Genomic DNA, 13,044 nt, shown 5'->3' with positions numbered 1-13,044 from the left:
GTCAACGCCCCGAGGACAGTGCGGAGAGCACACCCGTGGAACGCAGAGCCCGGGTCAGGGCCCACATGAGAATCCCGGCAATCACCGCGCCCGAGACGGTGGCGAAGACGACGTACACGCTCTGATGAGCCAGCGGCCATTCGTAGTAGTAGATGATGCACTCGGAGACACTGCCGAACAGACCCGCCAGCGCTCCGGCCGCAGTGGCCACCAACGGGCCGAATCGGCGGTAACCGGTGGTGGCAAAGATCAGTTCGGAGCCCAAGCCCTGAATGGCACCGGAAACCAGCACCAGCATCCCGAAATGGGTTCCCAACAGCGCCTGGAACACCGCAGCCAACAGCTCACAGACCACCGCTGCACCCGGTTTGCGGATGATCAGCCCACCCAGGGTGCCGGCAATCAGCCAGCCACCCATCATGAGCCCCGAAGCCGGAGGGTAGGCCACCGCCGCGCTGGTGATCAGGGGGTAGACCAGATTGGACCAGGCCCAGAAGATCACACCGCAGGCGGCCGCAAGGACCGCCAGCACCACGATGTCCACCACCCGCCATTGCAGACGGGATCGACCGGGCCCTGTGCCGCGCGCCCCGGCGGCTGCGCTGGGACCGGCTGTATCAGAGGTCACTGACGTGGTGGTCTTGTTCATGGGATTCCTCCTGGTCCGTGGCGGGCACCGGCCGCCTGGTGCGTTCAGGAGGGGGAGGCGACCTGGGCTCGTCAAAGCTCCAGGCACCTCGAGATACTCGACTCCCTATCGCCGGTACTAACCGGATCAGGTTCGAGGGTCTGCGGTTTCCCGCACTCTCAGCGCTCGCGCGCTCCCCTGTCGTTGCAGTGCATCCACACTCTAGCAAGCACACAACGACGCCGGAGCCCCGGTTGCTGACCCACAGCTCAGGTGAGCGTGCGGGCGGCCACCGGGGCTCCGGCGTCGTCGGTGAGAAGTGGTGCTCAGGCGCCGATCTGGTTGCCGTCGCCCTGCATCTTGGCCACCTGGCGGGTCACGGCCACCTTGATCACGGTGGTCACCACACCGGTGATGACGGCCCACAGGAGGATGTCAGCCCAGCGCTCCTCCGGATCCGGGTTCTTGGCCGGGGGCTCGTTGCCGGTGATCTTGCCCCACACGGCGGTGAGACCCTTGTTGGCCACGGTCACGCCGGCCATGGAAGCAGCAGTGCCCACCAGACCCAAAACTTTGTCGTTCATGCTCTCTCCTTCAACGGGATTGTTCGTCTCAACCCTAGCGTGACTGGACGTCGGGATCGTCAGCAATCTGCTCAACGCGGGTTTCCACGGGAGTGTTGCCCTTGAGTGCCAAGGCCAGTTCGTCCTTGGTGACGCCCTCCTCTTTGACGTGCTTGCTGCGGTAGCTGGCCCGGCCCACCATGTGGGCGTTGACCGGGGCCGTGAGCAACATGAACACCCAGCCCAGCATGGCCAAGGGGAACAACTCCCAGGCCCGGTTCATGATCACCACGGCCAGCAGCACACACAGCAGCCCCAGCACCTGCGGCTTGGTGGCCGCGTGCATCCGGGTCAGTACGTCCGGCAGTCGCACCAGGCCCAATCCGGCGGCAAAGGACATCAGACATCCCACCAACAGCAGGATGGAACCGATCACATCCAGGACAAGATCCATCTCAGCGTCCCCCCTCACCGGCGTTGGAATCATCCGACCCAGCAGCAGCCTGTCCGTGGGAACTGGTGCCGACCGACGGTCCGGTGGCTGCCTCCCGCGCGGTCTGCGGGGAATGGATGATGGTGATCTCCCCGGTGCCGGTCCCGGGCTCATTGCCTCGCGACGGCGCCTCGGCATCCTCCCACTCGGAGCGGCTGCGCCCGGCATCCGGGTGCTGGGACGGACGGGTCTGCACAAAACGCGCAAAGGTCACGGAAGCCAGGAAGCCCACCAAGGAGATCATCACAGTCAACGTCAGGTAGTCCGTGTTCTTCTGCCAGATCATGTCCACGCACACCGCGGCCGCCACAATGGCCAACAGGACGTCACTGGCCAGCACACGATCCAAAAGTGCCGGGCCCTTGACCAAGCGGTAGAGCACACCTGCTGCGGCACCGGCCAGCAGCACAACGGCCAGCAGCAACACAATCGAGTTCATGACCGGTCTCCTGACTGCTCGGGTGCATGCAGCACCGCCATGGGGTTCTTCTTGCCCAGGCGCTCGTCCTCGGCGTGCAGCAGAGCCAGTTCGTGCTCATTGCCCATGGTGCGGATCCATGCGGCCTCCGTGTCCAGAACCACCTGGCGGAAGGACTCCACCTCGGCCTCGTTCTTGACGTTGAGCACGTGGAAGAACAATGTGCCGGTGGAACGGTCCACCTCGATCAGCACCGAACCCGGGATCAGGCCCGTGGTGTTGGCAACCGCCGTGACCAACAGGTCATTGCCGGTGCGCAACTGCACCCCCACAATGGCGCTGCGGACGTTGGGGCCTTCCTTGATGGCCACCCACAGCACCTGGAAGCTGGCCTTGGTCACCTGGTAGATGAAGGTGATGCCCATGACCAGGCCGTGGAAGATGTTGAACCGGTGGGACAGGGTCACCGGCGGCAGTGCCATGACCCGGGTGACCAACAGCGCGAGTATCACACCCACCGTCAGGTTGGTGATGTTGAACTCGCCCCACAAGATCGCCCACACGGCCACCAACCACAGGATCAGCGGAATCTCCACGATGAACCGGTGATTGCGGCGGCGAACCTTGTCCTGTGCAGTTGCACCGCTCATGGCGCCTCCTCCGTTGCAGCTCCGGACGGTTCAGGGCTGGCGGTGTTCCCGGGGTAGATGTCCACCTGCAACCCTTCCTGCTCACCATTGCCGTACTGCGTACCACCGGGCAGTCCGGTGCCACCGGTTGAGCCGGCGTCGCCGTCATCTGCACCGTTCTCCACAGCACCGCCCGGCTGGCCCTCCGCGCCGAACACGGCTTGCACGTAGGCCTCCGGGTTGGTCAGGTTCTCCGCGGCGTTGTCAGCCACGGCAAACAGCGGCCCAGCGAACACCGTCAGGGCCACACCCACCACCACCAGGCCGGTGGTGGGCCACACCATCAGACGCGGCAGCAGGCTCACACTCTGCGCCGGATCCCCGTTGCGGCTGGTCACGGTCTGGTGCGCGCCGGCTCCCCAGTGGCCCTCACGGGTGGTGGCCAGCAGGACGGGGTCGGGGAAATCGGCGTCATCCGGGGTGCGCAGGAACACGCGGTTCCACACACGCATCATGGCGATCAAGGTCAGCAGAGAGGCCAGCACGGCACCAGCGATCACCACGTAGGTCTGCCAGGTGGCCACGTCAACGCCGGCCTGGAACAGCCCGATCTTGCCCAGGAACCCGGAGAACGGCGGGATGCCGCCCAGGTTCAGGGCAGGGATCATGTAGAGCAGGGCCAGCACGGGAGCCAAGCGCGCCATGCCACCCAGGCGATCCGTGTTGGTGGACCCGCCGCGGCGCTCGATCAATCCCGCCACCAGGAACAGGCTGGTCTGGATGATGATGTGGTGAGCCACGTAGTACACCACGGCGGAATAGGCAGCGGTGGTGCCCACGGCAATGCCAAAGATCATGTAACCGATGTGACTGACCAACGTGAAGGACAACATACGTTTGATGTCGATCTGGGCCAGTGCACCCAGGATGCCCACCACCATGGTCAGCAGGGAGACCCACATCAGCAGCGTGTTGATCCGGTCCGCCGTGAACAGCAAGGTCTCCGTACGGATGATCGCGTACACGCCCACCTTGGTCAGCAGACCCGCGAACACTGCCGTGACGGGGGCCGAGGCCGTGGGGTAGGAGTCCGGCAGCCAGAAGGACAGCGGGAACACGGCGGCCTTGATGCCGAAGGCCACCAGCAGCATCAGGTGCAACTGCATCTGGGTTCCGGCCGGAAGCTCCGCGAGTTTGATGGAGAGATCAGCCATGTTCACGGTGCCCGTGGCGGCATAGATCATGCCGATGGCAATCAGGAACAGCACCGAGGAGATGATGGAGACCACCACGTAGGTCACACCGGCACGGATTCGCTGTGTGGTGCCACCCATGGTCATCAGCACGTAAGAGGCCACCAGGAAGATCTCAAAACCCACGTACAGGTTGAACAGGTCCCCCGCCAGGAAGGCGTTGGAAACACCTGCCACCAGGATCAGGAACGTGGGGTAGAAGATGGAAATGGGGCCTTCGGCATCACCATCGGCCACACCCTGACCCGTGGCGTAGATCAGCACCGCCAGGGACACGATGGTGGAAACCACCAGCATCACGGCAGAAAGCTGATCCACCATCAGCACGATCCCGAACGGCGCCTCCCATCCGCCCAGGTTCACCGAGGTGGGTGGGGCGTCCCAGGTCTTGGCCAGGACCAGGACCTCCACCACCAAGGACAACGCCAACGCGCCGATGGCCACCACGCGCTGCATCCGGTTGCGGTGGAAAAGCACCAAGGACAGGGCCGCGCCCACGAACGGGACGATGATGGCCAACGGGGCCAGCTGAGCAATGTCGATCGTCATCGCTGTCCTCCGTCCCGGTCGTTGTTCTCACGGTCATGCTTCTGCGATTGCGCCCACTCCACCTCACGCTGGTGGCGCAACTCACTTTCACGTTCGTTGGCCTCGAGTTGTTCGTCGTCGAACTCGGAGGTGTCCTCCGGCAGTTCGGCGTCTTCCTCGTCGATGAAGGAGGACTGCGTGGCCACGCGGCGGTCTTCGTCGTCGTCAGCGATCACGTCACGGCGGGAGAGCACCCAGGAGCGGTAGATCAGACCCAGCAGGAAGGCCGTGACGGCCAGGCCGATCACAATGGCCGTGAGCACCAACGCCTGTGGCAACGGGTCCGTGTAGTCCTGGGGGTCCACATCCGATGAATACAGCGGCGCCAACCCGGGCATTCCGGCAGCGTGGACGATCAGCAGGTTGGTGGCGTTGGTCAGCAACATGACGCCCAACAGCACCCGGGTCAGGGAGCGTTCCAGCACCAGGTACACGCCCACGGTGTACAGCACACCCATGACCACCAGCAGAGTCAGATTGACGCTCATCGTGCGGAGTCCTCCTCTGCCAGTTCAACCGGTTCTTCCCGGGTCACGGTCACCGTCCCGGTGGCACCGGCATCCGAAGCCGGGCCGCGGGTCACACGAATCCGCGCACCCTTTCCTTGGGCACGACGACGACGCCGCATGATTTCGTCCTCATGCTGCTCATCCACATGACCGCCCAGCGACCGCAGAATGTCCAGGACCAGGCCGATCACGATCAGGTACACCCCGATGTCAAAGATCACGGAGGTCACCACGTAGGTGTGGCCGTACAGCGGCAGATCTGCGGCCAGGGTGTAGCTCTGCATGATCGATCCGCCGAAGAACACGGGCACCACGGCGTAGAGGCAGCAGATGGCCAGGCCCAGGCCCAGCATGGTGCCGGCGTTGATGGGGGTGGCACGTTCCAGTTCGTAGCGTCCACCGGCCAGGTAACGCAGGGTCAGTGCCAGACCGGCCGTGAGCCCTGCGGCAAAGCCACCACCGGGGAGGTTGTGGCCTGCAATCAGCAGGTACAGGGAGACCAGCATGATCGTGTGGAAGAGCAGTCGGGTGATGACTTCCAGGACGATCGAACGGATCTCCGGGGCAACGGTCTTGCCTGCCAGAATGTAGGGGCTGGAGGGCTCCACGCTGAAGTTGCGCGCGGAGCGGTACCCGTCAGGGCCCAGCGCCTGGGTGGCACGATTCTGAATCTTCTCCAACTGCGCGGTGTCAGGGGCAACGGCACGGCGCACCAGACGGTCACCACGGCCCTGGACGAACAGCAGGGAGGCAACGCCGGTGGCGGCCACCACCACCACGGTGAGCTCACCGAAGGTGTCCCAGGCTCGGATGTCCACCAGGATCACGTTGACCACGTTGGCGCCGTTGCCCAGCTCATATGCCATTTTCGGCATGTTCAGGGAGATCGGGGACGCGGTCCGGGAGGCCATGGAGAAGGCTGCCAGCAGCATCATGAACACGCCAAAGGTCACGGCCACAATGGCCCGCGGCACCCGCGAACGGTCCTTGTTGCCGTGCCACACAGGTGCCGGCAGGGAACGCAGTGCCAACACGATGGCCACCAGCGCGATGGTCTCCACCAGCATCTGAGTCAGCGCCAGGTCCGGGGCGCCCTGCAGGGCAAAGATCAGCACCATGCCAAAGCCGGTCACGGAGACCAGCAGCACGGCCAGGAAGCGCTTCTGCACCTTGATCACAGCCAGTGCTGCCACCACCATGATGGCTCCGGCAATCACCTGGCCCCAGGAGTCGGCCACTCGCATGGCACCCAGCGGTGGGGTCTCCTCCAGGAACAGTGCCACCACCGGCACCACGATTGCGGTCACCAGGATCACGGAGAGGTAGAAGCTCAGCGAACCACGCTGGGTGCTGCCCGTGACCTTGACGGCCAATCGGTCCAATCCGTCGATCACACCGCGGTAGACCCGCTCACCGGCAGGCAGGTGCGGCAACGCATTCTGGAACTTGGCCACGGGGATCCGCAACCAGAACAGCACCAGACCGATCACCAGGACGCCGGCGGAGAGACCCAGCGCCGGGGTGAGACCGTGCCACCACGCCAGGTAGGTGGTGGTTTCGCCGTCGAAGGTGTTGACCCAGGGCGTCAGAAAGGTCTCCACCGGTCCGGGGTACAGGCCGTAAGCAATGGTGACCACGGTCAATACGGCTGCCGGAGCCTGGAAGGCCCAGGAGACGCTGTGGGTGGGGGTGCGCACCGGACGGCCGTCGGCACCCACGGGAAGGTCAGCGAATTCGCTTCGCTTGGTGGCGAAGGCGCCCCAGACGAATCGGGAGCTGTAGGCCACGGTGAGGATCGATCCCAGCAGCACACCCACCAGGCGGATCCAGGATGCGGGGTCCCCGTTGACCTCCACGGAGTGCAGCAGCCCCTCCAGCACGGATTCCTTGGCCACGAATCCGCCCAGCAGCGGGAACCCGGCCATGGAGGCGGCACCGATCAGGGCGATCACGAACAAGCCCTTCATGGGCCGGTACAGCCCGGAAAGCTTGCGGACGTCACGGCTACCGGTCTCGTGGTCAATGATGCCGACCACCAGGAACAGGGTGGCCTTGAAGCAACCGTGGGCCAGCATGAGGGCCAGACCCGCCAGAGCGGCGTCGGCAGTTCCTTGCCCCAGGATCAGGATCAGGAAGCCCAACTGGCTGACGGTGCCGTAGGCCAGAATGAGCTTGAGGTCGTACTGACGCAGTGCCACCCAGCCGCCAAAGAGCATGGTGCCCAGGCCCAAGATGATGATCATGGGCTGCCAGGCGTCGGTCTGCGCGTACTCGGGGGCAAAGCGCGCCACGATGAACACACCCGCCTTGACCATGGCGGCGGCGTGCAGATAGGCGGAGACCGGGGTGGGGGCTGCCATGGCGGCCGGCAGCCAGAAGTGGAACGGGATCAGGGCAGATTTGGTGACAGCGCCCACCAGAATCAGCGCCATGGCCACGGAGATCATGGCCTCGTGTTCGGCGATGATCTGCGGTGCATTGGCCAGCAGCTCGGAGATTCGGTACGTCCCGCCCAGCTGCCCCAACATGACCACGCCCACCAGCATGGTCAAGCCACCGGCAGTGGTGATCACCAAGGCCTGTATGGCGGCACGGCGGGCAGACATACGGGTGCGTGCGTAGCTGATGAGCAGGAAGGAGAGCACGGAGGTGATCTCCCAGAAGATGAACATCAGCATCAGGTCATCTGAGGTGACCAGGCCGAACATCACACCGGCAAAAGCCACCAGCTGGGCACCAAAACCTCCGGTGTCCGGGGAGTCCGGGGAGAAGTAGCGGGCGCAGTAGGCCAGCACCAGGCTGCCCACACCCAACACCAGCAGGGAGGTGGCCCAGGCCAGCGCGTCCATGCGGAAGGCGAGTTCAAGCTCCAGTGCAGGCACCCAGTTGACCAGCTGCGTGGGGTCCTGACCGTCGCGGACGGCAGGCCATTGCAGGAGCAGCCAGATGAAGGAGACCCCGGGGACGGCTGCCAACAGGTAAAACGCGTTACGGCCGATGCGCTGGAAAATCAGGGGTGCCAGCAGCGCCGCCAGAGCATGGGCGATTAGCACTGCGAGCATGGGACCTCCGAAGCCGACACGTACGCGGGAGATTGGTCTTCAAGGGTGTCAGCCCTGCCGCGCCAAGAATGAGAAGATGCCCACCCGCTGGCGACGTGGGGGAATGTTCGGGCGCGATCGGGCCGGGGACGATCCTATCAAGGCTTATGACAGGCCATTCGGGCCGGGTGCTGTCCAACTGTGATGCACAGCACCTTAATCTATGGGTATGAGCACCACGGCCGCCCCTCCGGCCTCCCACACACCGGGCACCACAGCGCCGCGCAGGACCCTTGTGGCCTGGTATTTCTACGATGTCGCGATCTCCGTGATCGACGCCCTCATGATCACGTTCGTGTTCACCACGTATCTGACCAGTTCAGCTTTCGGCACCACCGAGCACACCTCCCAGGTGCTGTCCATCGGCACGGCCACCGCGGCTGTCTCCATCGCCCTGTTTGCCCCGCTGATCGGGCGACTTTCGGACCGCAGCGGGCGCCGCGCCCCCACCATTGCAGCCCTCACCGGGGTCTGCGTGCTGGCCACGGCGGCCTGCTTTTTCGTTGCCCCGGCCGAACAGTTCTTGCTGTTGGGCGTGATTCTTCTCTCGGCAGCCAACGCTGCCAAGGAGCTGGCTGCCGTGGACTACTACGCGGTCCTCCCTGGCTTGGCTTCAGCCGAGCGCGTGGGCCGGATCAGTGGCCGCGGCTGGGCCGCTGGTTACATCGGCTCGATCCTGGCCACAACCTTTGTCCTGTTCGGCTTTGTCTCCCCCGGATTCGTGGGCCTTCCCACGGACGACGCCGTCAACGTGCGTGCCGTCGCCCTGTTTTGCGCCGCCTGGTGTGCAGTGTTCGCCGTACCGCTGGTGCTCTCCCTGCACCGCCGCGAGCGCATGCTGGCACCACGGGTCACCGAGACTTCCAATGCTGCGGGACCCTTGGGCCCGTACCGGGAGATCTGGGCCATGGTGAAGGATCTGTGGCACACGGACCGCACCGCCCTGTTCTTCCTAATGGCCTCGGCCGTGTTCCGGGACGGCCTGTCCGGGATCTTCACCTTTGGGGGTGTGATTGCTGCAGGCACTTTTGGTTTCACGCTGGCAGAGGTGATGACCTTTGCCATCGCGGGGAATCTGGCCGCCGGCCTGGGGGCACTCCTGGGTGGCCAGTTGGATGACCGGGTTGGGCCCAAAGCCGTGATCGTGGGAGCCCTGATCCTGGTGATCGCCTTTGCCCTGCCGCTGTTGTTCCTGGACGGGCACACCGTGTTCTGGGTCTGTGGGCTGGCACTGTGCCTTGCCGTGGGCCCGGCGCAGGCTTCTTCCCGGGCCTATCTGGCGCGTCTGACCACTGCCGGAACGGAGGGTTCTCTGTACGGCCTCTACGCCACCACAGGCCGGGCGGTCAGCTTCTTGGCCCCGGCCTTGTTCACCGTGGCCATCTACATCTCCGGGGAGCAACGGTGGGGAATCCTGGGGATCCTCACCGTGGTGGTGTTGGGCCTGTTCATGCTGTTGCCACTGCCGGACCCGCGTCGTCGTGACGTGAAACCGGCGCCCGACCCCACCCTCCCCTGAGTCACCACCGTCGAGATCTCCGTAAAGACCCTCCCAAGAGCCGAAAAAGGGCTTCTCGGAGGTCTCGGCGTGTAAGGGGGATCAGATCTGCGTGCGGTGGAAGTTCAAGTGGGAGCGTGAGGCCGTGGGGCCACGCTGGCCCTGGTATCGGTTCTTGTGATCGCCGGTTCCGTACGGGTATTCAGCAGGTGAGGACAATCGGAAAAAGCACAGCTGCCCCACCTTGGACCCGGGCCACAACTTGATGGGCAGCGTGGCCATGTTGGACAGCTCCAACGTGACGTGCCCGGAGAACCCGGGGTCGATGAACCCGGCCGTTGAATGGGTCAACAATCCCAACCGCCCCAGGGATGACTTGCCCTCCAGTCGGGCGGCGACGTCGTCGGGAAGCGTGACCTTCTCATACGTGGCTCCCAGCACGAACTCCCCCGGGTGCAGAACAAATGGTTCATGGGGGTCCACCTCCACCAGGCGCGTGAGATCCGGCTGGTCCTCGGCAGGGTCGATCACGGCGTACTTGTGGTTGTCGAACAACCGGAAGAACCGGTCCAGGCGCACGTCAATACTGGACGGCTGAATCATCTCCGGCAGATACGGGTCCAGTTCAACCCGCCCGGCCTCCAGTTCAGCGCGAATGGCACTATCAGAGAGCAGCACGTAGGCCACGCTAGCGCACCACCGTTGACTCATGGCTGACCGGTACCTGCGCAAGTTGACGCCGTTGTGACAAGCTCACTACAGTCAGGCAGTGCGCTGTTGGAGATTTGAGGCTCCCACACACAACTTGCGGCTGTAGCTCAATGGTAGAGCGCACGCTTCCCAAGCCTGATACGCGGGTTCGATTCCCGTCAGCCGCTCCACTTCTGAAATCGCCCGTGGCCGTTGATCCGCCTGCGGGCGATTTTGCGTCTGAGCGGACTGCGCAACCGCAGCCTGCCATCACAAGAGCTGTCGCCGGCCCCGCGGCAGCTGGAATGGAGAGCAGCGTGCAGCACAGTGAAGTAGGTGGCCCCCAAACGCACCCCTTGTCACCCAAGGGTGCACCGGCCGACCGGTTGATCACCCTGTGGGAGTCCGTGGTGGAGCGTGACCCTGAGCATTCCACGCGCTACATCGAACGTTTCCAGAAGATGCGTGAGGCCGGGACCGACCTTCACGGTGAAGCCCGGTTCATCGATGCTCTGACACCCCGTGGGAGCCAGATTCTGGATGCAGGCTGCGGCCCCGGCCGAATCGGCGGCGAGCTCATACGCCGCGGTCATCAGGTGGTTGGCGTGGACGTTGATCCCGTGCTGATCGGTGCCGCCGAGCAGGACCACCCGGATGGCACGTGGCTGCACGGGGATCTTGCCCACTTGAACCTGCTGGAGCCGCTGGAGCAAGCCAAGGGTGTTCACGGGTTCGATGCCATTGTGTGCGCCGGCAACGTCATGACGTTCCTGGCCGCAGGCACCCACCGCACCGTTCTGGAGGGTTTCAGGGACCACCTCACCCCGGAGGGCCGCGCCGTGGTGGGGTTCGGCACCAACCGCGGCTACGATCCTCAGCAGTTCTTATACGACGCCGAATCGGCCGGATTCACCACCATTCAACGGTTTACCACCTGGGAGATGCACCCCTACCGCCGGGACAGCGACTTCCTGGTGGCAGTGCTGAACCTCTGACCGTCTCCTGCGCCCCACCCACTCCCGTCAACATTCTTCTGGACCCTGCGGCAATATTCATCTGGCCCCTGCGGCCACAGCACTTTTACGGAGGCGCCATGCTGCGCACCATGTTCACCGGCAAGATCCACCGCGCCACCGTGACCCACGCGGATCTGGACTACGTGGGTTCGGTGACCGTTGACCTGGATCTGCTGGATGCAGCCAACATCCTGCCCGGTCAGCAGGTTCAAATCGTGGACGTCACCAACGGTGCACGCCTGGAGACCTACACCATTGCCGGTGTGCGCGGCTCAGGGGTCATCGGCATCAACGGTGCCGCAGCACATCTGGTCCATCCCGGTGACACCGTGATCCTGATTGCCTACGCCCAGATGGACGATGCCGAAGCCCGCGCCCACGTTCCCCACGTGGTGCACGTGGATTCGCACAACCGCGCGGTGCACCTGGGTGATGACCCGGCAGAGGCGATTCTGGACGACGTCCGTACACCTGCCGGCGCCATCACCGGCAGCTAACACCGGTGGCAGGGGTTCTGGCCGGATTCGCGGTCATCTGGTCCATCATCCTGGTGGGGGTCCTGGTGGGACGCTGCGGTGTGCTGGGCGATGGTGCGCAGCGCACCTTGAGCCAGTTCGCCTTCTGGGTGGCCTCCCCCTGTCTGCTGTTCCTCACGGTCTCCCAAGCGCAGATCGCCGTGGTCCTCTCCGCACCGTTGGTGGTGGCCATGGTGTCGGCATGGGCCACGGCGGTCCTGTGGTGGGTGATCCATGGAAGCTACCGGTGGTCACGTCGTCGTCGCGCACCGGGGCGGGCCGGCCGCCCCTGCCCCACGGCGCGGGATGGTGTGGTGATTCGCGACGACGAACACCGCCCCGGCGTTGGGCAGATCGTGATGTCCGGTCAGGCCGCCTCCCAGGTCAACTCCGCCAATCTGGGGATCCCACTGACCACGTTTGTGCTGGGAGATGCCTCCTACGTGGTGCCGGTGATCCTGTTCCAGTTGGCCATCAACACCCCGGTGTACCTGACCATCATGGATGTGGTGGTGCTGGGGCGCCGGCCCAACATCGGCTCCATCCTGCGTTCCGTGGTCACCAACCCCATGGTCATGGGCTCCTTGCTGGGAGTGCTGTTCTCCGCCACCGGGTGGCAACTGCCAGAAATCGCCCTGCAACCCGTCGAGTTGATTGCCGGTGCAGCCATCCCGTGCATGCTGGCGGCCTTCGGCATGTCCTTGACCCAACACAAGCCACTTGAGGGGACAAGATCGCACCAGGCCCAAGTGGCGCTGCTGAGTGCCCTCAAGCTCCTGGTCATGCCCACACTCGCGTGGTTGTGCGGCCTGGCCTTGGGGTTGGAGGGGACAGCACTGTTCGGAGTGGTCCTGATGGCCTCCCTGCCGACGGCACAGAATGTTTATGTTGCGTCCGTGCGTTACAGAACCGCAGAACCTGTGACGCGAGATGTCGTGCTGGTGACCTCCGTGGTGGCCATGCTGACCATGGCCGTGGTGGCACTCGTTCTGGCGTGACACGTCACTATTCGGGCTGGTCGCCCCCAGTCCGAGCGACCGCAATCCACTGCAGTTGGCGTATCGGTCCGCTTCGCAAGAACCGACGATCACCCTAGCACCAAGGCTTCACATACACGAAACCCTGGATGACGCCTGGGAGACA

13 protein-coding genes, 1 tRNA gene and 1 riboswitch are annotated in these 13,044 nt (G+C 64.3%); of the genes, 5 read left to right on the top strand and 9 right to left on the bottom strand.

The features are described 5' to 3' along the window. Position 1: 1 nt before the first annotated feature. From GTW58_RS01175 to GTW58_RS01140, 8 genes are all read right to left on the bottom strand, one after another. Positions 2-649: an ECF transporter S component gene (locus tag GTW58_RS01175; protein WP_119932186.1), complete on the bottom strand. Its 648-nt coding sequence runs from the start codon at positions 647-649 to the stop codon at positions 2-4. An 85-nt stretch (positions 650-734) separates the two neighbouring features. Beyond that, a riboswitch (TPP riboswitch) is annotated at positions 735-838 on the bottom strand. Between the two features lie 116 nt (positions 839-954). Continuing rightward, a complete protein-coding gene (locus GTW58_RS01170; protein ID WP_119932185.1) occupies positions 955-1,212 on the bottom strand; it encodes a DUF4235 domain-containing protein in 258 nt (85 codons plus the stop codon). Between the two features lie 34 nt (positions 1,213-1,246). Then, positions 1,247-1,645 carry a monovalent cation/H(+) antiporter subunit G gene (gene mnhG / locus GTW58_RS01165; RefSeq protein ID WP_052209396.1) on the bottom strand — a complete coding sequence of 133 codons (399 nt, stop codon included), beginning with the start codon at positions 1,643-1,645 and terminating at the stop codon, positions 1,247-1,249. A 1-nt stretch (position 1,646) separates the two neighbouring features. Beyond that, positions 1,647-2,123 carry a monovalent cation/H+ antiporter complex subunit F gene (locus GTW58_RS14955; RefSeq protein ID WP_081993655.1) on the bottom strand — a complete coding sequence of 159 codons (477 nt, stop codon included), beginning with the start codon at positions 2,121-2,123 and terminating at the stop codon, positions 1,647-1,649. Then, positions 2,120-2,752 (bottom strand): Na+/H+ antiporter subunit E, encoded by a 633-nt coding sequence (locus GTW58_RS01155; protein WP_119932183.1) that lies wholly within the window; start codon positions 2,750-2,752, stop codon positions 2,120-2,122. The genes GTW58_RS14955 and GTW58_RS01155 overlap by 4 nt, the downstream gene beginning before the upstream one ends. Then, the gene (locus GTW58_RS01150; protein ID WP_119932182.1) at positions 2,749-4,533 is read right to left on the bottom strand and encodes a Na+/H+ antiporter subunit D; all 1,785 of its coding nucleotides are present in this window, start codon (positions 4,531-4,533) and stop codon (positions 2,749-2,751) included. The genes GTW58_RS01155 and GTW58_RS01150 overlap by 4 nt, the downstream gene beginning before the upstream one ends. After that, entirely contained in the window at positions 4,530-5,060 is a 531-nt protein-coding gene (locus tag GTW58_RS01145) for a Na(+)/H(+) antiporter subunit C (RefSeq protein ID WP_119932181.1), read from the bottom strand. Before GTW58_RS01145 ends, GTW58_RS01150 begins: the two co-directional genes overlap by 4 nt. Beyond that, on the bottom strand, positions 5,057-8,143 hold the full coding sequence (locus GTW58_RS01140; RefSeq protein ID WP_119932180.1) for a Na+/H+ antiporter subunit A: 3,087 nt from the start codon (positions 8,141-8,143) through the stop codon (positions 5,057-5,059). Before GTW58_RS01140 ends, GTW58_RS01145 begins: the two co-directional genes overlap by 4 nt. Positions 8,144-8,351: 208 nt before the next feature. Here GTW58_RS01140 and GTW58_RS01135 point away from each other — a divergent pair, with 208 nt between their 5' ends. After that, positions 8,352-9,701: an MFS transporter gene (locus GTW58_RS01135; RefSeq protein ID WP_232817920.1), complete on the top strand. Its 1,350-nt coding sequence runs from the start codon at positions 8,352-8,354 to the stop codon at positions 9,699-9,701. Between the two features lie 81 nt (positions 9,702-9,782). Here the strand turns inward: GTW58_RS01135 and dcd are convergent, their stop codons facing one another. After that, complete coding sequence (gene dcd, locus GTW58_RS01130) at positions 9,783-10,358, bottom strand: dCTP deaminase (protein ID WP_119932209.1); 576 nt, start codon at positions 10,356-10,358, stop codon at positions 9,783-9,785. A 129-nt stretch (positions 10,359-10,487) separates the two neighbouring features. Here dcd and GTW58_RS01125 point away from each other — a divergent pair. The 4 genes from GTW58_RS01125 (at position 10,488) to GTW58_RS01110 (ending at position 12,899) form a co-directional block, all read left to right on the top strand. After that, positions 10,488-10,561: transfer RNA gene (locus GTW58_RS01125), tRNA-Gly, on the top strand. A 126-nt stretch (positions 10,562-10,687) separates the two neighbouring features. After that, on the top strand, positions 10,688-11,365 hold the full coding sequence (locus tag GTW58_RS01120; protein WP_157980419.1) for a class I SAM-dependent methyltransferase: 678 nt from the start codon (positions 10,688-10,690) through the stop codon (positions 11,363-11,365). A gap of 98 nt (positions 11,366-11,463) precedes the next feature. Then, positions 11,464-11,883, top strand: coding sequence for an aspartate 1-decarboxylase (gene panD / locus GTW58_RS01115; protein WP_047689022.1), 420 nt, complete (start codon positions 11,464-11,466; stop codon positions 11,881-11,883). Positions 11,884-11,888: 5 nt separating this feature from the next. Next, positions 11,889-12,899 carry an AEC family transporter gene (locus tag GTW58_RS01110; protein ID WP_119932178.1) on the top strand — a complete coding sequence of 337 codons (1,011 nt, stop codon included), beginning with the start codon at positions 11,889-11,891 and terminating at the stop codon, positions 12,897-12,899. The last annotated feature ends 145 nt before the right edge of the window (positions 12,900-13,044 follow it).

The sequence above is a fragment of the Kocuria subflava genome, assembly GCF_012163155.1.
In the GTDB taxonomy this organism is placed as follows: domain Bacteria; phylum Actinomycetota; class Actinomycetes; order Actinomycetales; family Micrococcaceae; genus Kocuria; species Kocuria subflava.
This window is presented reverse-complemented; position numbering and strand designations above follow the sequence as displayed.